This window comes from Pseudoalteromonas sp. TB25, assembly GCF_000497995.1.
Classification (GTDB): Bacteria; Pseudomonadota; Gammaproteobacteria; order Enterobacterales; family Alteromonadaceae; genus Pseudoalteromonas; species Pseudoalteromonas distincta.
Genome location: NZ_AUTI01000415.1, coordinates 1 through 22,898 on the forward strand (window position 1 = coordinate 1; position 22,898 = coordinate 22,898).

General features: G+C 39.8%; 15 protein-coding genes and 3 pseudogenes. 15 read left to right on the plus strand and 3 right to left on the minus strand.

Features of this window, described 5'->3' with window-relative positions:
* Positions 1–321, minus strand: a pseudogene (locus tag L652_RS0119095) (fructose-bisphosphatase class I); the annotation flags it as partial.
* Between the two features lie 154 nt (positions 322–475).
* Between L652_RS0119095 and L652_RS0119100 the strand changes: the two are divergent.
* Positions 476–2,905, plus strand: a complete 2,430-nt coding sequence (locus tag L652_RS0119100) for a zinc-dependent metalloprotease (RefSeq protein ID WP_024595183.1) — start codon at positions 476–478, stop codon at positions 2,903–2,905.
* Positions 2,906–3,015: 110 nt separating this feature from the next.
* On the opposite strand, the gene L652_RS0119105 is transcribed toward L652_RS0119100, so the two are convergent.
* Together L652_RS0119105 and rapA are read right to left on the minus strand one after the other, a co-directional pair.
* Positions 3,016–3,789: a YggN family protein gene (locus L652_RS0119105; protein WP_024595182.1), complete on the minus strand. Its 774-nt coding sequence runs from the start codon at positions 3,787–3,789 to the stop codon at positions 3,016–3,018.
* Between the two features lie 326 nt (positions 3,790–4,115).
* Positions 4,116–7,010: an RNA polymerase-associated protein RapA gene (gene rapA / locus L652_RS0119110; protein ID WP_024595181.1), complete on the minus strand. Its 2,895-nt coding sequence runs from the start codon at positions 7,008–7,010 to the stop codon at positions 4,116–4,118.
* A 305-nt stretch (positions 7,011–7,315) separates the two neighbouring features.
* On the opposite strand from rapA, the gene L652_RS0119115 reads away from it, so the two are divergent.
* From L652_RS0119115 to L652_RS0119180, 14 genes and pseudogenes are all read left to right on the plus strand, one after another.
* Positions 7,316–8,683, plus strand: coding sequence for a PIN domain-containing protein (locus tag L652_RS0119115; protein WP_024595180.1), 1,368 nt, complete (start codon positions 7,316–7,318; stop codon positions 8,681–8,683).
* On the plus strand, positions 8,680–10,062 hold the full coding sequence (locus tag L652_RS0119120) for a PhoH family protein (protein WP_008464132.1): 1,383 nt from the start codon (positions 8,680–8,682) through the stop codon (positions 10,060–10,062). Before L652_RS0119115 ends, L652_RS0119120 begins: the two co-directional genes overlap by 4 nt.
* A gap of 192 nt (positions 10,063–10,254) precedes the next feature.
* A complete protein-coding gene (locus L652_RS0119125; RefSeq protein ID WP_024595179.1) occupies positions 10,255–10,617 on the plus strand; it encodes a hypothetical protein in 363 nt (120 codons plus the stop codon).
* Between the two features lie 208 nt (positions 10,618–10,825).
* Positions 10,826–11,863 (plus strand): hypothetical protein, encoded by a 1,038-nt coding sequence (locus L652_RS0119130; RefSeq protein WP_013465892.1) that lies wholly within the window; start codon positions 10,826–10,828, stop codon positions 11,861–11,863.
* Positions 11,860–12,177: a hypothetical protein gene (locus tag L652_RS0119135; protein WP_008109627.1), complete on the plus strand. Its 318-nt coding sequence runs from the start codon at positions 11,860–11,862 to the stop codon at positions 12,175–12,177. The genes L652_RS0119130 and L652_RS0119135 overlap by 4 nt, the downstream gene beginning before the upstream one ends.
* Before the next feature lie 12 nt (positions 12,178–12,189).
* Positions 12,190–12,537 (plus strand): hypothetical protein, encoded by a 348-nt coding sequence (locus L652_RS01000000124140; RefSeq protein WP_016899198.1) that lies wholly within the window; start codon positions 12,190–12,192, stop codon positions 12,535–12,537.
* A gap of 157 nt (positions 12,538–12,694) precedes the next feature.
* Positions 12,695–13,054, plus strand: a complete 360-nt coding sequence (locus L652_RS0119145) for a hypothetical protein (protein ID WP_004589251.1) — start codon at positions 12,695–12,697, stop codon at positions 13,052–13,054.
* 107 nt (positions 13,055–13,161) lie between these two features.
* Entirely contained in the window at positions 13,162–13,659 is a 498-nt protein-coding gene (locus L652_RS0119150; RefSeq protein ID WP_004589252.1) for a DUF411 domain-containing protein, read from the plus strand.
* Positions 13,659–15,086, plus strand: a pseudogene (locus L652_RS01000000124145) (TolC family protein). The gene L652_RS0119150 and the pseudogene L652_RS01000000124145 overlap by 1 nt, the downstream one beginning before the upstream one ends.
* On the plus strand, positions 15,086–16,828 hold the full coding sequence (locus L652_RS0119160) for an efflux RND transporter periplasmic adaptor subunit (protein ID WP_024595178.1): 1,743 nt from the start codon (positions 15,086–15,088) through the stop codon (positions 16,826–16,828). The pseudogene L652_RS01000000124145 and the gene L652_RS0119160 overlap by 1 nt, the downstream one beginning before the upstream one ends.
* A gap of 14 nt (positions 16,829–16,842) precedes the next feature.
* Positions 16,843–19,987 (plus strand): annotated as a pseudogene (locus L652_RS01000000124150) (CusA/CzcA family heavy metal efflux RND transporter).
* A 79-nt stretch (positions 19,988–20,066) separates the two neighbouring features.
* Positions 20,067–20,687, plus strand: a complete 621-nt coding sequence (locus tag L652_RS0119170; protein ID WP_223230573.1) for a PepSY domain-containing protein — start codon at positions 20,067–20,069, stop codon at positions 20,685–20,687.
* On the plus strand, positions 20,687–22,519 hold the full coding sequence (locus tag L652_RS0119175; protein WP_024596190.1) for a 2Fe-2S iron-sulfur cluster-binding protein: 1,833 nt from the start codon (positions 20,687–20,689) through the stop codon (positions 22,517–22,519). Before L652_RS0119170 ends, L652_RS0119175 begins: the two co-directional genes overlap by 1 nt.
* 24 nt (positions 22,520–22,543) lie before the next feature.
* The gene (locus tag L652_RS0119180; protein ID WP_004589258.1) at positions 22,544–22,891 is read left to right on the plus strand and encodes a copper resistance CopC family protein; all 348 of its coding nucleotides are present in this window, start codon (positions 22,544–22,546) and stop codon (positions 22,889–22,891) included.
* The last annotated feature ends 7 nt before the right edge of the window (positions 22,892–22,898 follow it).

Sequence of the window (22,898 nt, forward strand, 5' to 3'; positions counted from 1 at the left end):
GCCATCGAGTGGATCAAATGCCACTATAAATTTAGCGTCTGGGTTACCTGCTACTGTGTAGTCTTCTTCTTCAGAGGCGATTGCTTTAACCGTACCTGATTCCAGTAAAATATCTTTTAACAGCTGATTAGATAATACATCGAGCTTTTTTTGAGTTTCACCTTGAATGTTTTCATCAAGGGTTGAGCCTAATACGCCAGAAAGCGCGCCTTGACCAACGCGAAACGAAATTTCTTTACATGCCGCTAAAACTGTTCGAATTAATGATAAAAGTTCTCTTGAACAACCATCTTCAAGTAATACTGGAGGGAGTCTACGCATTCTATTTTCCTGATAACGTGTTAAAACCAATCATAATGTGAGAGAGATTAGCTTAGAGCGCTGAAATTCGTCTTAAATAACTGTATTGTTTAAATAGCACCCTATAATGGGACCACCTAATCGTACTTAAAACACAAATAACAAAGATAAGATTATGAAAAAAATACCACTACTAAGTTACATATTCTTTACTGTGCTGTGCTCTATCATAACTCAAGCGCACGCAGCAATTAAGTCAATTGATGAATTTACTACGCAAATGAATCATTTTCCGGGCTATTATTCGTTTTTTTACGACACCCAAAACGGAAAAGTATATTTAAAAGTTGATAAGTTTGAACAACAATTTTTACTGCAGCAAAGCTTGCCTTACGGTATCGGCTCTAACGATATAGGCCTTGATAGAGGTCAGCTTGGTAATACTCACCTTGTGCAGTTTGAGCGTTTTGGCGACAAAGTAATGCTGCGGGCTGTAAATACTTACTATCGTGCTAACACAAGTAACAAGGCCGAACAGCAAAGTATTAAAGAAGCGTTTGCATCAAGTATACTTGCTGGTTTTAAAGTAGTCGCAGAAGATAAAGCCACAGCACTTATTGATTACACGCCTTATTTATTAAGTGATGTACATGGCGTAAGTCGCAAGCTTGCTGCACGTAAGCAAGGGAACTTTAGCCTTGATGAATCACGTAGCGCCGTTTATATGAATCGCTCAAAAGCATTTGTAAAAAACACCGAGCTTGAAGCCGTACTTACATTTAAGGGCACAAAACCAGGTGAATTTGTTCGCCAAGTAAGTGTCGACCCTTATGCGCTTACTGTTCATATGCATCATTCACTTATTCAATTACCAGATGATAACTACACACCTCGTAAGTTTAATCCGCAATCAGGTTTTTGGAGTATAGAACATAAAGATTACGCAGCGCCGCTTGGTGACTCTATGTACGTGCGTTATATACCGCGCCATCGTTTAACTAAAAAAGACTCAAGTTTACCTATTAGTGAACCTGTTAAACCAATTGTTTATTACCTTGATCCTGGCGTACCAGAGCCCGTTAAAAGCGCTTTGCTTGAAGGTGGGAAATGGTGGAACGACGCATTTACTGCTGCAGGATATAAAAATGCATTTATAGTAAAAGTGCTGCCAAGTAGCGCCGACCCTATGGATATTCGTTACAACGTCATTCAATGGGTACACCGTGCAACGCGTGGTTGGTCATACGGTAGTTCTGTAATTGACCCGCGTACAGGTGAAATACTTAAAGGGCATGTAACACTTGGCTCATTGCGTGTTCGCCAAGATATTTTAATAGCTGAAGCACTCGCTGCTCCTTATTTAAAAGGCAATGAAGTTGCTAAAAACTTGCAAGCAATGGCGCTTGATCGGATTCGCCAATTAAGCGCGCATGAAATTGGTCACACGTTAGGTATTGCTCATAACTTTGCGGCATCGGTAGGTGATAGAGCTTCTGTAATGGATTACCCACATCCGCTACTTAGTTTTAATGAACAAGGTAAGCTTGATGTAACGCGCGGCTATGCAACAGGCATGGGCGTGTGGGATACCCAAGTAATTAAATATGGCTATAGCGATTTCACTAACCAAGATGAAAGCGCAGAACTTGCTGCTATTTTAAAGGAGAACAAAACTAAAGGCCTTGAGTTTATATCAGATAGTGATGCTCGTGCTAAAGGTGGCGCACATCCAACAGCTCATCTATGGGATAACGGCACTAATCCTTCTCAGGAGCTTTTACGAGTACTCGACGTACGTAAAAAAGCGCTTTCGCAGTTTGGTATTAATAATATTAAAACGGGCGACTCATTATCGCAATTAGAGGAAAAACTAGTTCCGCTTTATCTGTTTCACCGTTTTCAGGTTGAGGCTGCAGTGAAACTTATAGCCGGTGTTGATTACGAATACGAAACACGTGGTGATTCACCCGTAAAAGGCGCACAAGTCGTTAATAAAAAAACACAGCAAGAAGCGGTAAACGCTATTTTTGCAACGCTTAAGCCAAGTAACTTATTACTTCCTGAATCGGTACTATCACTAATTCCGCCAAAAGCGTATGGCGAGTCTAAGTCGCGCGAGAGCATAGTAGGGCGCACAGGGTTAACGCTCGATGCAATGGCATTACCCGAGGTTGCAGTGCAGCACAGCTTGTCGCTTTTATTAAACGCACAGCGTTTAAACCGCCTAGCGCAGCAGCAAGCACGTAGTAATGACTTTTATAGTTTAGATGAGTTACTTGAGGAGCTATATGGCCAAGTGTTTAACGCGTCATCACCTAATACGATGACAGGTAAAATAACTCAGCGCGTGCAATTTTTAACTGCAAAAGCCATGGCTGATTTAGTAGCAAGCGATAGTGCAAGCCCTGAAGTACAGGCGCAGCTACGTTACTACTTAGTTAAGTTAAGTGAAGACTTTAACCAAAACTCAATGTTGAGCCATACAAGTACTGGCGAGAGTGCGTTTAAGCAATATTTAGCTGAGCAAGTAAATCAGTTTTTAATTAAAGGGCAATGGCCAAACAACTTTAAAGTGCTGCCAATCCCACCGGGCTCACCAATTTAGAATAAAAAGTAGAAGCGCTTAGTTTTAATCAATCATTCAATCAATCATAAAGCAAAACACCGAGTATATTTATACTCGGTGTTATTTTATTCTAAAAACGAATACGTACTCTAAGATTTTATTTGCACTAAATCGTAATCGGCCATACCAGGTACTATTGCCTGTAAGCGAGACTCGGTTACATCGAGTGCATTTAAACATTCGCAATACTCAGAAGCCTTAAGCTCTAATTGATGCGCCTTTTTTTGTAGCGATTTATCAATTTCTCTTGAGATAATATCCATGCGTTGCCCCATGTCGTTAATGCGATCTTCTATATTACCTTCACGCGATTTAAACGCATCTCCAAGTGATACCAAAATAGCACCTAACGATCCATGAACAGCAGAGTGAATTTGCTGGCTGATCTCTTTAGTGAAAAAATCATCTATTTGCGAAAGTGATTGAGGGGCTATAAAAAAGAAGTCATCTCCGCGCTTAAACTTATCCATTAGCGCGCGCTCTACATACTGCAATTGTGTTTTAAGTACTTCAGGTTCTTTGTCTGACATACCTTCAACTACGTGTTCAATAGCGCTTAAGCCTAAGTTAACACCATCGGTAGCAAGGTTTACTAATTCGGGGACTGTATGGCGAATACCATTACTAAACTGTTCGAGTACTTTGCTTTCGTCATCGCTTAAATCAACCCAATAACCGCGAATAAACAGTTGGTTATTGTTATTAATTTGGACACGAGTTTGGCCTTTATCTAATATGCGAATTGCATCGTCAGTAATAATTAAACCATGACGTAATTCAACATCGCATTGGGCTTGAGCAAAGACACTAGTGCTTGAGAGCGCCATGGATAACGCCAATATCGAACGAGATAGAAACGCCATAAACACCTCAAAAAGACTAAAATGGAAGGCGAGTAGGTTAACAAAAAAACAACTTTATGCAAGGGAAAATAAACCTATCAACTATCTCACAGAATAGTTGTATACAGTGCAGCTTGAGTTTTTAGATACGGTTATGTTGGGCAAAATCAACAGTCCAACAAAGGACTTAATATATAGCTAGAGAGGGTAGAATTGGCTCATAGTAAAATAAGAACACGTGGTTTTTAAATGAAGTTTAAAAAGGTACAGCTATTTATATCAATTAAGCTTAATAGCCGACTCTAAATTTACTCTGGAGTCGGCTCAAAAGACTAAAAACTAAATATTTAGTGTGAAACCACTATTAAGCGAATTGCATCAAGTTGTAACTGAGTTTTTTCAATATACGTAGTTAGGTCGTTACGTTGCTTATCGTAGAAGGTAATTTCTTCTTGGCGAATATTCGGATTAATTTGCTTCAGGGCAACAAGTCGCTCTTGCTCTTCACTGAGTGATGTTTGCATTTTAGCAAGTGACGCTGCGCGAATAACTTCAAGTTTTTCTTGTGCCATATCTTTAGCGGTAGTGATCATTGGGTGAACAGCGCTTTGTAGTGCACCTGCAAGCTTACTTGCTGTTTGGCGGCCTACGGCTGATAACTGCTGATTAAAGCCTTCAAATGCCACGTTTTCACCTAGGTTATTACCTGCTTTATCGAGCAATATACGAATTGGTGTAGGCGGTAAAAAGCGACCAACTTGTAATACTTTTGGTGCCATTGCTTCTGCAACAAAAATAAGCTCAACAAAAAAGGTACCAGGCGGTAACTTTTTGTTTTTAAGTAATGCTACTGATGCGCTACCAAAGTCGTCGTCACAAATCATATCCATGGTGCCTTGCACCATAGGGTGATCCCAGCTGATAAAGTGTACATCTTCTTGCGAAAGTGCAGTGTCGCGATCAAAGGTAACCGTCATACCGTCTTCTTTAAGCGATGGGAACGATGCATTTAACATATGTTCCGTTGGCTTTAAGATAATGGTGTTTTCGCCTTTATCTTCTTGGCTTACGCCAAATGTGTCAAACACGTTGATCATGTAGCTTGGCAATTCAAACTGGTTATCGAGTTTTTCGATATCAGTCACAAGCGAGTCGGCAGCACCTTGACCCGATGAATGTAGCTCTAGTAAACGATCTCGTCCGCTTTCCATTTTTTTACGCAGTACCGCATTTTGTTGTGCTACTTGCTCAAGTAATGGATCGAGTTCGTCTTCATCGCAGTTATGCGCAGAAATATATTCAAGTAGGTCATCACGGAACTCTTTATAAAGCATTTGCCCCGTTGTTGATGTAGATTCGAATGCATCTAGACCTTCGTTATACCAACGTAGCAGTACTTCTTGAGCGGTGTTTTCAAAATATGGCACATGAATGTTCACATCTTGTGTTTGGCCTATACGGTCTAATCGACCAATACGTTGCTCGAGCAAATCTGGGTTTAGTGGTAAATCAAACAACACTAAGTGATGCGAGAACTGGAAGTTACGACCTTCTGAGCCAATTTCTGAACACAGTAATATTTGTGCATTATCGTACTCGTCTGCAAAAAATGCAGCAGCGCGGTCACGCTCAATAATCGACATGCCTTCGTGAAATACCGACGCTTTAATTGCTTCACGTTCACGCAGTATTTGCTCAAGGCTGATAGCTGTTTCAGCTTTAGCACATATAAGCAGTACTTTTTCGCGCTTAAGTGTTTTAAGGGTGTCGATTAACCAATCTACACGTGGATCGAATAAACCCCAGCTTGCGCTTTCGCCTTCAAATTCTTGAAATATTTTTTCAGGAAACAGAGCTCGGTGTGCACTTAGTTCAGGGTTTTGAATGCCGCCCATGTTACCAAGAACCGACATAGCCGTTTTATACTGCTTTGGCAATGCCATTGGGTAGGCGTGTAATTTACGACTAGGGTAGCCATCAATGCCGCTGCGGCTATTTCTGAATAATATACGACCTGTGCCGTGGCGATCGAGTAGCATGTTAAGTATTTCTTTACGCGCTGGTAAATCACCTTGCTGTGCTTTTTCAAGAATATCAGTAATGTCGGTTTCTTTTAATAGCTCAATTAGCGTGGCTTTGGCTGCGTCGTCCAGAGCTTGCTCTTGCAGTAATTGATTTGCAGCTTGCGCTACGTCTTTATAATTTGCTTCTTCTTCTTTAAACACGTCGTAGTCGTAAAAACGATCCGGATCGAGTAATTGTAAACGCGCAAAGTGACTGCTGTGACCAAGTTGATCAGGCGTTGCGGTAAGTAAAATAAGGCCCGGAATATCTTGGCTAAGCTCTGCCATACGTTGGTACTCAGAGCTTGGCTTGCCGTTATTGATACTTAGGTGATGGGCTTCATCTATTACTAAAAGGTCCCAATCAGCAAGCGTTGCTTGTTCAAACCAACGTTTTTTCTTGGTTAAAAACTCAAGGCTGGTAAGTACTAGTTGCTCTGTATCAAATACGTTTGGAGAATCTGCAAACGCTTCGTCGCAGCGCTCTTCATCAAAAATAGAAAAACGTAAGTTAAAGCGGCGTAGCATTTCTACTAACCATTGGTGCTGTAAGTTTTCAGGCACCACAATAAGTACGCGGCTTGCACGGCCACTAATAATTTGTTGATGTAGTATCATGCCCGCTTCAATTGTTTTACCAAGGCCTACTTCATCTGATAAAAGTACGCGTGGGGCAAAACGTTTACCCACTTCTTGGGCAATATAAAGCTGGTGCGGAATAAGATTAGCACGCTGACCAATTAAGCCTTTAATAGGCGATTGCTCACGTTCAAATTTATGTAACCACGTTTGGTAGCGAAGTGTGTAACGATCAAAACGATCTACTTGGCCTGCAAATAAACGATCTTGTGGTTTATTAAACTTAATAAAATGATCTAAAAAGGTCTCTTTTAACTTGGCTGTTTCGCCATTATCAACACGGGTGCCGTGATAACAAAGTAACTCGCCTTGTACTTCAATAGACTCTACTTCTAATTCCCATTCTTCAACGCTTTTGATCACATCGCCAGGATTAAATGCCACACGGGTAACAGGTGCTTCTGCACTAGAATAAACACGGTTTTCACCACTGGCAGGAAATAATATGCTGACCTGACGGCCTTCAATGGCAACAACGGTGCCTAATCCTAAATCTGACTCTGTATCACTGATCCAACGCTGACCTAAGGAAAAATTCATGTATGTCTCGTCTATGATGAAAAAGGCGGCTATGTTACCTGTAAGCTAACACCACTGCAAGGCGCTATTTGGCTCACTTTTAATTAATTTTGTAAGTGTTAATTATTACTATTAAAACAGCTTGTCTATGACTCTTTTTTAGGTAAATCAAAACTAATTACAGTTTGTAATAAAACGGACTTTTATGACAAATAGACTAAACTTACATTATGCCTTAGCAATTAAGTATTGCAGGTTTAAGTTTTGCCCGTTTTACTTAGTTATTTTGGTATAGCATAAAAATCATAAAACGTAAGGAAAGTGCTATGGAAAAAGCTTCGAACCTTGAAAGTAAAATGTATGTGCTAGATACCAACGTACTACTTCACGAACCACTCGCTTATTTGTCTTTTCAAGAGCATGACGTTGTAATTCCGATGACGGTGCTTGAAGAACTTGACCATATAAAAGACAGAAAACACGACGTAAGCCGTGATGCGCGCGTCGCTATTCGTGGATTAGATGAAGTTCTTAAAAATGCAACGCCCGAACAAATGCTACAAGGCGTGGCGCTGCCGAGTAACAAAAAGGCAAAAGCGAGCTCTGCCGGTACCCTCATTATTGTAAACGACCATTTATTTGTCGACTCCATTTCTGGTTTGCCTGGTAACGAAAACGACCATCGTATTATCAATTGCGCCGTGTACTTACAAAAGCAGCACAGTGATTCAAAAGTAATACTTGTTACAAAAGATATAAACATGCGTTTAAAAGCCAAAGGCGCCGGACTTAAATATGTTGAGGATTACCGCACCGACCAACTTATTGACGATATCAGCTTACTCACTAGTGGTTATAAAAAAATTGAAGGTGATTTTTGGGACCATGTAGGGGAGTGTAATACGCAGCAACACGGACGAGATACGTTTCATCATGTGCCTAAAAACTTAATACCTGATGTATTTTGTAATGAATATTTACTTGATGGAGGGGATCAGTTTGCGGCGCGTGTTAAATCGTACGATGACGAGCACATAACGCTAAAAGATATTGGTGTTGAGCGTTTAATGCATCAACAAGCATGGGGCGTTAAGCCCAAAAATATTTATCAAGGGATGGCATTAGATGCACTATTGGATACAAGTATTGAGCTTGTTATTTTAACAGGACCTGCAGGGTGTGGTAAAACCTTGTTAGCACTTGCCAGCGCCCTTGAAATGGTCATCGAAAAAGGTATTTACGATAAAGTAATAGTTACCCGTAATACGCCAGAAATAGCAGAGTCTATAGGCTTTTTACCAGGCACGGAGGAGGAAAAAATGGCGCCATGGCTTGCAGCTATCACTGATACGCTGGAGGTATTGCACAAAGGCGACGAAAATCCAATATCGAGTCGAAATTACATAATGGAGAAGGCTAATGTACAGTTTAAATCGGTTAACTTTATGCGCGGGCGTAGCATTCAAAATGCAGTGGTAATTTTACAACCCCGAATTGGAAAGATTTTAAAGTTTTTACCCCCTTGTTTTTATTGGCCTGTAGAAAAAGTAAAAAGAATTTCTCTAAACATGGATTTTTGTAACGACTTTAAGCATTCCCACAATAGCCAATCTTTACAGAGTATTTGTTATTTGGGATGTAAGTACAACACGCATTCTAGCAACGATGCAAACTTTTGGAGGGCTGCGTCATGAAAAGCTCTGTTGAAAACCGAAACCCTCGTGTTCTTGACACGTCTGCGTTGGTTCATGATCCAAAAAGTATCCTGTCATATCAAGATGATATTTACATCTGTCTAACAGTTCTAGAAGAATTAGATAACTTAAAAGAAAGAACTAACAAATCGGTTAGTGCTGATGCTCGTGTATGTATTCGTATGCTTGAAGATATAATAAATGGGCACAGTGCAGAAGAGATGGAAGCTGGTATTCCACTGCCTTCTACTGAAACAGCTAAACGAGGAAAACTGTTTATTGGAATTGATACCCAGCTCGATATGGCTAAAGAGTTAAAGCACGGTATTGGAAGTGACGCTGACAATAGAATAATTAACTATGCACTGTATCTTCAGAAGGACTTAGATAAAGACGTAGTAATTGTTAGCCGTGACATTAATATGCGCTTGAAAGCTCGAACCGTAGGGGTCATGGCAGAAGACGTTGCCGTAGATAATCAAATATCAGATATTGATCTTTTATACACAGGGGTACAAGCCTTTAAAGGAGATCTTTTTGATCGAATTAAATCAGACAAAGACTTCAAGGTTTCAGGAGAAGTTTATACTTTCCCAATAAGTCTATTTAATGATGAAGTTCAGCCAAACATGTATTGGTACGATGAAGCTGGACACATTGGGCGAATTTCAGAAGTAACAGATACTGAGGTATTCACAAAGTTATTGCCTCGTAAACAAGAAAAAGTATGGGGCATTTTGCCTAAAAATCAGCGTCAGGCAGTAGCTTTAAGCCAATTAACAGATCCATATTATGACTTAAATATCATCCTTGGCCCTGCTGGCTCCGGAAAAACTTTTTTAGCAGTTGCTTCGGCGCTGCATCAAGTATTGGAGTTAAAAAAGTACAAAAAAATCGTTGTGGTGCGCTCCAGAGACTTTATGGACGATGATCCGGGGTTTTTACCCGGTGACCTGACAGAGAAATCAATGCCGTTATTAGCAGGTATAACAGATGCGCTTATATCAATGCATTCAGGTGATAACAATGAAGGTAATATTAGTGCAACTGTTGAGCATGTGATCGAAAAAGCCAATATAGAATTTACTAGTATGGCTTACTTCCGAGGTCGTTCAATAGACGATGCTGTTTTAATCATTGATGAAGCTCAAAACATGACTAGAGCGCAAATTAAGGGCATGTTAAGCCGTGGTGGCAAAAATTGTCGCACAATCGTGTTGGGCAACTTAGCCCAGATTGATGATAAGTTTGTCACACCCGCATCTTCAGGTGCTAGCGCGGCTGTTAACGTGTATAGAAACTATGAAAAAGGCTCAGTATTGATATTTGATGAAGTAGAGCGTAGTAGCTTGGCTGAATTCACTGAAAAGAACATGTAGGCATCAAACTACAATTCACATTTCCTTATAATATTGCGACAATAGCCACTGCTTTTTGCAGTGGCTTTTCAGAGAAGCCCGTTCCCACGAAAACAGGACGAAATGGATTTACTCTGAACTAAAAGATTAAATATTCACAAAAACTGAGTGACATAGGTGCGTGGCCTAGCGTTGCCGTTTTTTGGTGTATTGATGTCTTTTAATAAAGAAGACCTGCTAGTAAATATAAAAAGGCAGGCAAAACGATTATCTAAATTATTAACTATTCCCCTTGGACAAGCCCAAGAAGCCCTAGCTATTTGTCTGTATGACTGTAACAGTTACAGCGATTTACTAGTAAAAATAAAAGCTGAATCCTTTGACAACCCATTGATAGCACTGTCTGCTCTCTCACCAAACTCGGAAATATTTTTAGTAAAAATATTAGCTAGCCACCTAGATAGCATCATTGGAAATTTTGAAAAAAAATTTCCCGGTTCCAATATAAATGAAGAATTAGTCATATCCCTTTTCGGACTTAGCTTTGATGAGTTCAAAGCCAAAATTTCTGACTGATTTTGTACAAATCCGTAAGTTGCCATTTAAAAATTTAGCGATATTATGAGTGAAAGGTTGTGCGGACAGCCTACGCCTACACATGTTTTTCGCCTTGAAAAACGTGAACAGTGAAGCGGAGCATCCGTAAAAATTTGGTTATTTGAACAATAAATAAAGCAATGTGTTGGTAGGCCATTGTTTATTGGAAAGTTGTTTGGAGAACTAAGTGATCTCACTTTATCAATTAAAGAATAAGCTCAATAAACAAGCAAAAGAGTTTGCTGAGTTATTAGAGTTTCCTGATCTTTACGCCCAAGGCCTGTGGGCTAGAGGTGTTTATAACTGCCCTCATTTTTCTGATACCCATAAATATCTCTCTGAAGTATTTGAAAAGAAAAAGCTGGACTCAATTCTAAAGCACGATTCCCTGAAATATTTAATGATCAACGAATACGATGATCAAGAAATTATTGAATCGCTTCATAAAGAAATTGAGTCAATGGCAAACCGTATTGAAAGCCTGATGCTGGTAGATATCGAAACATTAGAGTTAGTTTCAGTGATATACCAAGTTTTAGGGTTGCCTGAAAATGCCAAGTTTATTGTAAATACAGGTGCAGACTTCCGCTTAGAGTGGCGACCATACTTTGATGCCTTTGATGATCCGTTGATAGTTCAATATGCAGATTTAAAAGTTCATGGTTGTTATTTCAGGCTAATCGCTTGCAAGTTTCCGTTTGAAAAGCTTTCCTTGGATGACATTAGAAAATACATGTACATCAATCATGTAAACCATAATGGTGAGTTTGAAGGCTGTATTTCTGAAGGAAATACATTTTCTAAGCATGTGCACTGGCTGGTGTTGACACTTGAATTATTCAGTAGCGGCAAAGTAAATAAGGCTCAGTTCAATCCAACAACCTTCAAAATCGAAGGTATGCGCTATTTGGTATATGGCTTCCCATTGATTCCTTCCTTTGTATCTGATTGGCACAAACCTGATTTATGTCTACGAGTCAAAAATCTAGATGGCGATCAGAAGTTCATTGTTCGTATCGAACAGCAAGATCTTGTTTTTTATGCGAGGCGCGTTGATACCAACTTTTTTAACACAATCGATTATGAAAAATACATTTCGTTGTATCAATCTAGTGTTCTGTCACATTTTGATGCTGACAACAATTTGCTTAAAGTTGATGGGGTTAAATATCTAAGTTTTTTTCGTCCTTTTTCTGTAGAAGATATGAAAGGAGTTCAAGCATGAGACCTAGAGTAAAACTAACCAACGCAAAACTTATCTCAATTCAATCTGATACAGAGGAAAAAGTTGAACGGGTGCTTTACGGCACATTTGCTGACGAAAATGAAAATGGTAAAGAAGGAGATGCTTTATTCACGATAAAGGTTTTGGAAATCAATGGTCTAGAAAGTAAGTGCTTTGGTGTTGACTTTTATATCTTAGATGCTGAATCTAAAGAGTTTGATGTAAATGCATTTGAGTTTAATTTAATGCATGAGTGTATGTATTCTCCTAATGAGTTATTAGAGCTGCGAGATATGCTCCCGGCTAGTTATTAGTAAGGGAATACGTTGGATAGAATATATTTAAAGGATGCCTACATAGTATCTGTTTACGACTATAAAGAATTTGAAAAAATATTTCTTGGCGAGTTTTTATCAGGGGGGGTTATTGAAGATGAAACATTCAGGTTTCGGCCATTTCAGCAAATCGTGACTTCAAAGATTGTTAGCAAATCTGCTGATGAGGATAAGTTAGAAATATACACACATAGTGGGAGTTGTTATGTGATTGATGCTGACCATAAGTTAATTGATATTTCATTTGTTGAACTGGTTGTTATGAGAGCAGGAGCTTATTCGGCAGATCGAGTTTTAGAAATGAGAGAGCAACTTAAGTCTCAAAATAAAAGCCATTGAATAGCGAAGATAAGAAGTCTGATGAGATTATTATTTGTCACTTACCTCTTTGAAAAATTTGACGATAATCAAATATTCATAAATGTTTATACAGCATCAATTGACTTAGTCAAAAATTTGCATTAGTATTAGAGATGTATATTTGTAAGAGAATTTTATGTCTAAAGCATTTTCAAAAGTCTTAGTAATGACGCTTATGCTGGTTGCCTTTGTAGGGCAAGCATTTGCGTATTCTGCTATGCCTTGCGAAATGTCATCAGGTTCTCACGAATCACACATGAACATGAACATGAACATGGATCATGGTGATATGAATAAAAGCAGTAATGGTCAATCAGAAGATTGTTGTGACGTTGAATGTATTTGTCCTGCAAATGCTTGCTCATCTACGACAGTCCTAAATTCCAGTATTGATTCGACAGATATTCAAATATTCAGTGAATCTGTAGCTGCTCTGCAATCTAAACAACCTCATTCAATTTCCACTTCCCTTTATCGTCCACCAATTTTTGCCTAATACAGGATTAGTGCGTCCAAATTTCTCGCACATGTAATTAATTTTTCTGTTAGTCAATATAGCGTCGTAGCGCTATAGATATTTTCCAGCGATGTCTGGGGGCAAAAATGATCAATAAGTATTTAAAAATAGCAGTAGTAATGCTGCTTTCACCTGCGTTTGCAAACGCCAACGAACATAACCATGCACACAATAACGACGTAACACCTTTGGAGTTAATCGTTTATAAAACCCCTACTTGTGGGTGTTGTAAAAAATGGATAACTCATATTGAAGACAAAGGGATCGTTGCGCATTCCAAAGATTTCCGAAACATCGGCAACATCAAAACTAAGTATGGTATCAAACCTAATTACCGTTCATGCCACACGGCAGTGAGTAGAAATGGATTTGCCTTTGAAGGTCATATACCTGCTAAATTTATTCAGCAGTTCTTATCAGAAGAACATCCCAATGCGATTGGGCTTTCAGTTCCAGCAATGCCAGTTGGCTCTCCCGGTATGGAAGTCGATGACCGCTTTATGCCATACAACGTGTTAATTCTATTTAAAGATGGAACGAGCAAAGTCTATGCAAAAGTTAAGACATACGAGGAGCAATTCTAATGAAATTGAACTCTTCAAACCTTACTTCACTTTCAACTGCATTAATACTCGGCTTATCTGTATTCTCAGCTCAAGCTGAGAAAGTAGTGCCGCTTGAACAAGCTATCACCTTAGCTCAGCAAAATGATCCTTGGCTTCATGGTAGCCGATTGAAACAAAGTGCAGTTGAAAATAGAAGTATTGCTTCAGGTACTTTGCCTGATCCGAAAGTATCGCTAGGGATAATGAATTTACCAACAGATACTTGGGATTTAGATCAGGAAGGAATGACTCAGCTAAAGGTTGGCGTCTCTCAAATGTTTCCGAGAGGCGACAGTCTAGAGATCAAGAAAGACCAGTTACAAATTGAGTCCACGAAATTTCCACTGTTACGAGAGGATCGTAAAGCTAAGTTGAAAAGCCAAGTGTCACAACTTTGGTTAGATGCTTACTTAGCCCAACAAACTATTAAATTGATTGAAGATGATTGGTCTCTCTTTGAGCAGATGGCGGAAGTGGCTAAAGCTAGCTATTCAAACGTTGTTGGTAAAACTAGACAGCAAGATGTTATTCGTGCTCAGTTGGAAATCGTGCAGTTAGATGACAGATTAACTTCGCAAAAGCAGAAACTAGAAACGACAATCGCTCGTCTCAATGAGTGGCTTCATATTTACGATGCGGATCGTTTGAATGAATCATTCAACTTTGACGCGCAACCATTAGAGTTTAGCGTCTCAAAAGAATTGCCTTCGATTCAATTGAATAATCCAACAGTCCTAAAAGCATCTAATTACTCAAGAAATCTATTGGCTCAGGAGCTTTCGAATCACCCAGCCATACTTGCAATTGATATAAAACGCAAAGCTTCAGAAAAAGGAATTGAGTTAGCCAAACAGCAATATGAGCCGGAATGGGGTGTTAATGCTAGTTATGCCTATCGCGACAATATGCCCTCTGGTGATAGCCGAGCTGATTTATTTTCTGTTGGGGTAACGTTTGATTTACCCTTGTTTACCGAGAACAGACAAGATAAGCAAGTTGCAGCTTCTATTGCAGATTCAGAGACTATTAAAACCGAGAAACTATTACTGACAAAGCAAATGATCAGTGTTTTAGAAAAAGAACTAAGACAGCTTAAACGCTTATCAGATAGATAATCTATCTATCAAGAACAACTCCTTAAACAAACTCATGACCAAGCAGAAGCGTCATTGACAGCCTACACAAATGATGATGGCGATTTTGCCGAAGTTGTTCGAGCAAGAATCGCAGAATTAAATGCCAGAATATCAGCCTTAAGAATTGATGTTGACGCACTTAAAACAGTTGCTCGTATCAACTATTTCTTTGCGCATTCTCAATCTAACTCAAATGCTGAACATAAGTCGATGCAAACTTCACACAAAACTAATCAGCACTTATCCAGTCAGCAATTTGGAGAAAAATAATGTCAACGAATACAAAAACAATTATTGCCATCATCATTGGGGCAGCACTTGGTGCTGGAGCATTGAGTTTATATCAAGGTACTGGCTCAAACAGTAATAGTAATGAAGCAACATCAGGAGAAAAAAAGCCTCTGTATTGGGTTGCACCGATGGATTCTAATTACCGCCGGGACAAGCCCGGTAAGTCGCCTATGGGGATGGATTTAATACCTGTGTATGAGGAAGAATCATCTGGTGATGACTTTGGCCCCGGAGCAGTAAAAATTGCGCCTCATGTAGTGAATAACCTTGGGGTTCGCACTGCACCTGTTGAACTGAAAAATATGCATACTGAAATCTCAACGGTAGGTTATGTTCAATATGATGAAGATAAGCTAATTCATATCCACCCACGGGTTGATGGCTGGATTGAAAAACTTTACATCAAAGCAGCAGGTAACCCTGTAGAGAAAGGGCAGCCTCTTTATACACTATATTCTCCTCAGTTAGTTAATGCTCAGGAAGAGCTGTTAATAGCGTTAAAGCGCAACAATAGTTCTTTAATTTCAGCAGCCAAAGATCGCCTAAAAGCGTTACAGCTTTCAGCAGACTTTGTTCAAAAGCTAGAAAAGACACGAAAGGTTCAGCAAACAGTTACCTTTTATTCACCACAAGCAGGTGTTGTCGATGGTTTGAAGGTTAGAGAAGGTTTTTATGTAAAGCCGGGAAACACCTTATTAAGCATTGGCCAGCTAGATCAAGTTTGGGTTGAAGCAGAAGTGTTTGAACGTGACGCAGCCTTAATTAAAAAAGGACTTCCTGTATCAATGACACTGGATTATTTACCCGGTGAGGACTGGGCTGGTGTCGTTGATTATGTTTATCCAACATTGAACAGTAAAACACGCACACTCCGAGTGAGATTGAAATTTGATAACACAGACTATCAATTAAAACCAAATATGTTTGCACAAGTCTCTATTCACGCTAATCAAGCTGATAGCACCATCCTCGTGCCTAAAGAAGCCGTTATTAGAACAGGTAAACAGGACAGAGTAGTACTTGCGTTAGGTGATGGGCAATTTAAATCTATTGAAGTGACTATTGGCCGGGTTGATATCGACAGCATCGAAATATTAGACGGCTTAAATGAAGATGACGTTGTGGTGACATCTGCCCAATTCTTGATTGATTCTGAATCAAGTAAAAGCTCTGACTTTAAACGAATGACTCATGATGAAGTGCCTAACTCTGTTTGGATGCAAGGGGATGTTAATAGTGTTATGGCAGGGCACCGCATGGTTAATATTTCACATGGCCCTGCTGAAGCTTGGGATTGGCCTGAAATGGTTATGGATTTTACTGTGGCTGAAAAAGTCGATATTGACTCATTAAAGTCAGGTCAATCTTTGCACTTTGAAGTGAGCAAAACCGAAGACGGTGGATATGAAATTACTGGAATTCATATCATGAGTGAGCCTGAAGTATCATCAGCAACAGTATCTGGTTTGATTAATGCGATTGATATTGATACACGGATTCTAAATATTAGCAGAGGCCCAATAGAGAAATGGGATAGACCTGCTGCGACGATGGATTTTATCGTCGCGGACAATATAGAAATGGTTGATTTCAATGTCGGTGATAATGTCACTTTCACTTTTGAGGTTAGAGATGACTTAGTTATCACTGACATTTCTCTTGAATCAGATGAACAACACGGCAAGGAAAATAAAGCTGCTGTTGATCATTCTAATCATTAAGTGGGAGAAAAATAATGATTGAATCAATTATTAGATGGTCTATCGGCAATCGTTTCTTTGTTTTGTTGATTACCTTAATTATCGCGTTTGGTGGTTTGTATTCATTACAAAAAACACCAGTAGATGCACTCCCCGATCTTTCTGATGTGCAGGTGATAATTAAGACGAGCTATCCGGGACAGGCACCACAAGTAGTGCAGGATCAAGTGACATTTCCTCTTACTACAGCGATGTTATCAGTGCCGGGGGCGCAAACTGTTCGTGGTTACTCATTTTTTGGTGATTCCTACGTCTACATTATTTTTGATGACGATACTGATTTGTATTGGGCTAGAAGCAGAGTACTTGAATACTTAAGCCAAGTAGCATCAAGCCTGCCTGATTCGGCAAAACCTCAATTAGGACCTGATGCAACAGGTGTGGGTTGGGTATACATTTACGCTTTAACAGATAAGTCTGGAAACCATGATCTAAGCCAATTAAGAAGCATTCAAGACTGGTTCTTAAAGTATGAACTACAAACTGTTCCGGGCGTGTCCGAAGTTGCCGCCGTTGGTGGTATGGTTAAGCAGTATCAAGTGCAAGTAGATCCTGATAAATTGAGAGCTTACGATATTCCTCTAAGTTTAATACAAATAGCCTTACAAAAAGGGAACAAAGAAACTGGCGCATCCGTTGTGGAAATGGCTGAAGCTGAATATATGGTTACCGCAACGGGGTATATTCAATCAGTTAGTGATATAGAGAAAATCCCACTTGGTATTAACGAACAAGGCACGCCATTGCGTATTGGTGATGTTGCTACCGTTAATTTAGGGCCTCAAATGCGCCGTGGTATCGCAGAGCTTAATGGTGAAGGCGAAGTTGTTGGTGGTGTTGTCGTTATGCGCTTTGGTGAAAACGCTCAACAAACCATAAACGGGGTAAAAGAAAAACTTGAATCGCTTAAATCTTCTCTACCAGAGGGGGTGGAGATTGTCCCTGTTTATGACAGATCGAAGTTAATAGATCGTGCTGTTGATAATCTTTGGAGCAAGTTGCTAGAGGAGCTTGCAGTCGTTGCTATTGTCTGTGTGGCTTTCCTATTTCATCTTCGCTCATCTATTGTGGCAGTTGTTACTCTGCCATTAGGTATCTTGGTGTCGTTCATTATCATGTATATGCAAGGCATCAATGCCAACATTATGTCTTTAGGCGGTATCGCTATTGCGATTGGTGCGATGACTGATGGTGCAATAGTGATGATTGAAAATATGCACAAGCATATGGAGAAAACACCACTAACAGATGAAAATCGCTGGCAAATTGTTGCTAAGGCTGCGAGTGAAGTAGGCCCTGCACTATTTTTTAGCTTACTGATCATTACAGTCTCATTCTTACCTGTATTTATCTTGGAAGCGCAAGAAGGAAGAATGTTCTCTCCGCTCGCCTANGGCATCAGCAGGTTTGGCGATCACATTGGTGCCTGTTTTGATGGGCTACTTTATTCGAGGCAAAGTTGTTTCTGAAAAGAAAAACCCGTTAAACCGATTATTGATTGCTATCTACATGCCTGTTTTAAAGCAAGTCATGAAGTTTCCAAAATCGACAATAGTAGCAGCAATATTAGTGACTATCGTTGGCTTTTGGCCTGTCGATAAAATTGGTAGTGAATTCATTCCGCCATTGGATGAAGGCGATCTCATGTATATGCCTACTACCTATCCCGGTATTTCAATTGGTAAAGCAAGGGAGTTATTGCAGCAAACAGACAAGCTTATTCGCACTGTGCCAGAAGTTGAAACTGTATTTGGTAAAGTAGGAAGAGCTGAAACTGCAACCGATCCTGCACCTTTAACCATGATTGAAACCTTTATTCAATTGAAGCCACGAGAGCAGTGGCGAGAGGGTGTGACTACTGAATCGTTAAAAGCTGAGTTTGATAAATTGGTTAAGTTTCCGGGCTTAACGAATGCTTGGGTTATGCCAATCAAGACCCGAATCGACATGTTAGCAACAGGCATAAAAACGCCTGTGGGTATTAAAGTCGCCGGACCAGAGCTTGATGTGATTCAGGAAATCGGCCAACAAATAGAGCAAATTTTACCCGAAGTTACAGGCACAGCATCAGTTTACTCAGAGCGAGTTGCAGGTGGACGATATATCAAGGTTGATATTTCACGCGATAAGGCAAGTCGCTTTGGGTTAAACATCGAGGATGTTCAACAAGTGGTTTCTACAGCTATTGGTGGTATGAACGTTACCCAAACGGTAGAAGGTCAAGAGCGTTACCCTGTTAACTTACGTTATCCGCAAGACTATCGAGACTCTCCTGAGCAGCTATCACGATTACCTGTTGTAACACCAAGTGGTCAACGCATTGCACTAGGTGATGTCGCAGATATTCGAGTTGAGAACGGTCCGCCGGGAATTAAGAGTGAAAATGCTCGTTTAAATGGCTGGACGTTTATCGATATAGACGGTGTTGACGTAGGTACTTATGTTGAAAGTGCAAAAATACACTTGGCTAATAATCTAAAACTACCAGCAGGTTATTCAATTACTTGGGCTGGGCAATACGAATATATGGAAAGAGCGAAAGAAAAGCTCACCTATGTATTGCCTTTAACACTCGCCATTATTGTTATTCTACTTTACTTAAACTTCAGAGCGTTTAGTGAGGTGGCTATCATTATCGTTACCTTGCCGATGGCGATGATTGGTGGCTTATGGTTGATGTATCTGGAAGGGTTTAACTTCTCTGTGGCTGTTGGCGTGGGCTTTATTGCTCTAGCTGGGGTAGCGGTTGAGATTGGTGTGATAATGTTGGTCTATCTCAATCAGGCACTTGCTGAGCTTAAGGAAAAAGCTGAAGAGCGAGCTGAACCTATCTCTGATGATGCATATCAAGATGCATTATTGCACGGTGCAGGCTTACGAGTTCGTCCAGTAATGATGACAGTTGCAACAATCATTATCGGCTTGATGCCCATTTTATATGGTACAGGAACAGGTTCGGAGATTATGAGTCGTATTGCTGCACCTATGGTAGGCGGAATGACAAGTGCTGTGCTACTCACTCTTATTGTGCTCCCAGTAATTTACTCAATCGTTAAAAAGCCAGAATTAAACGCCTTTAACAAGGAGCTTTCTAAGGCGGAGCTAAAAAGTAATGCTTAGCACGGCTAGAAAATATCACAAATGGCTAATGGCATTTGTCGGAATACAATTCCTCTTCTGGTCTATTACAGGCGTGTATATGGTGACTATGGATATTCACTATATACACGGCGAAACCTTGGCTAAGAGTGAGGAAGCCAAAATAGATTTAGCAAGTATGGATTACTCCATTGTAAAGCTAGCTGCGGATTATCCTAAAGCTAGCCAAGTTACACTTACTCAAAGTATGGGCCGTCCTTTGTATTCTTTTATTAATGGAGAAAATGGAAAAGTAGCAATAGATGCTAAAACTGGAGCTGTTCAGGCACTTGTAGATGAAATCAAGGCTAAAGAAATCGCACAATACCATTATGCGCTGAATCATCAAATCGACAGCGTAAGGTTGATTAAGTCAGCGACAAACTTGCCTGCTGAGTTGTCCCCAAGGCATTTACCTGTTTGGAGAGTGACGTTTGAGCAATTCTCCACACCGACATTTTATATAAGTCAACAAACAGGATCACTTGTTGCCAAGCGTCATGATTACTGGCGATTGTTTGATTGGATGTGGCGGTTCCACATTATGGATTACTATGATGGAGAAAACGTATCTAACTGGTTTTTGTTCTTGGTCGCAACTCTAGGTCTAATGGGAGCAATTACTGGCGCAGTATTGACTTATTACCGAGTGCTTTCCCCAAATAAAAAGGGAGTCATTTGATGCGACTATTTAAGTTAAATACAACGATACACAAGTGGCTTTCTTTATTTGTTGGTTTACAACTGCTTATTTGGTTGGGAACGGGCCTTTACTTCAATTTGATGGATCACAGTAAAGCCAGTGGTAATGAACTTAGAGTTCATTCTCATCATGAAGGTAGCATTACAGGCTTTGACCTATTCCCTATTAAAGACATTACTAGTAATGCTCCGCAGGAAGTAAACCTTATATGGGTTTTACATCAGCCTTACTATCATTTTGTGTTCGATAAGGGGCAGCATAGCTATCAAGAACGCCACTCAAAGCTATTTGATGCTGTAACAGGAAAGCCATTTAATTTGTCTGAAGAACAAGTACTAACTTTGGCAAAAAACTCCTACTCAGGACAGGGTAAGTTAACTACTCCAGTGTTATCTCAACCTCCGTTTTCTGATCACGTAAGGCAGCAAAATCCTATGTGGCAAGTTGCCGTTGAGGATGAGAACAATACAACTATTTATTTAGATAGTATTACAGGTCAAGTACTTCGCCATGCCAATGATGATTTCAGATTGAAAGATCTGATGATGAAGCTTCACTTTATGGACTATGGCAATTCTGGAGGATTTAACCATTGGTTGATCATTGCATTTGCTTTTGCAACGCTATTCCTTTCAATTACTGGTGTTACTTGGCTGATACAACAGTATCGAAGTGGTTTACTGAAGCTAGGTTGGGGCACTAACAGGCAAAAAGTGGCAGTGACGTTTTCCAATGAAAATACTATTACTGACATCTCAGCAGTTGGTCGCTCAACTGTACTAGAAGGGCTAGCTAGTTCACATGTATACCTTCCTTCAGGTTGCGGTGGTGGCGGTACTTGTGGCAAATGCGTGTTCTTAAGTTCAACTAAATTACCTATCACACTATCTGAACAGGAACATTTATCTCAGGAGCAACTTAAGGAAGGTTATCGGCTTGGATGTCAGCATAGGTTCTCTGAAATTAGTTCGATTGAAGTTAATACTGATCGCAATATTGAAAATCATGAGCTAGTTGTGGTTGCGACTAATTTCATTACTCCTTTTATCAAGGAAGTGAAATTTAAGCTGAAATCAGGCAAACAGTTGGCATTTAAAGCTGGTGCATATATGCAATTTGATGTGCCAGCAGGGATGAATAGCTTACGTCCAGATGATATGCCAGAGTGCTATGAAAAATACTGGGATAGCTACTATCATGGAAAATTTTCTCATAACGGTGTAACTCGCCACTACTCATTAGTTAACTTTGACGAGGAGTCTGATGAGTTAATGTTTAATATCCGTTGGCAGACCGCAAAGAATGGTTTTAAAGCAGGAATAGGTTCAAGTTATTTAGGTTCACTCCAAGTAGGTGAAACGATAACTGCAAAAGGCCCTTTTTCTGATTTTTATGCCACTTCAAATAAAAAAGTTAGTCGCGTGTTTATTGGTGCGGGTTCAGGACTTGCACCACTGAGGTCTATTATTTTTGAACAGTTGAAAAAGCATAAAGATAAAAGTGGTTTGACTCTTATCTATGGTGCGCGAACTGAAGATGACTTGCTATACCATAATGAATTGAAGTCACTGAGTGAGAAGCATAAAAACTTCTCTTATATTCCTACTCTTTCTAATCCTTCAGAAGAATGGCAAGGGCACTCAGGCTATGTTCAAAAAGTACTTCTGCCGTATATGAACCAAAAATCAGAACTGCTTTTGGCTGAGTTTTACTTGTGCGGTCCAGAAGCAATGATGAGTGAAGTGGAAAAAATAATTACAGATGCTGGGATTCCAAGTAATCAAATTTTCAAAGATAAATTTAGTCGTTAATCCATTAAATAAATAGAGGTATATATGAAAACATTAATTAAATTTTTAACCGTAATCAGTGTCGTTTTTAGTAGTGCGGTATTTGCGCATGTGCATCTTGAAAAAAGTGTGCCTGCTGATAATGCAATGCTAATGAATCCTCCAGAAGAGTTAACTTTGGTGTTCACCAAAGAGGTACGGGTTGTAAAAGTTTCATTGGCCAATAAACAAGGCGAAGAATTTAAATTTGGATTCGAGCCTTCTAAAGTCGCTACTAGCAAATTTACATGGAAACTACCTAAATTAGCTCCTGCAAACTATGCTGTGGATGTAACCTTCTTAGGTAACGATGGTCATAAAATGAAACATAGCTTCGGCTTTATGGTTCACTAAAATAGGC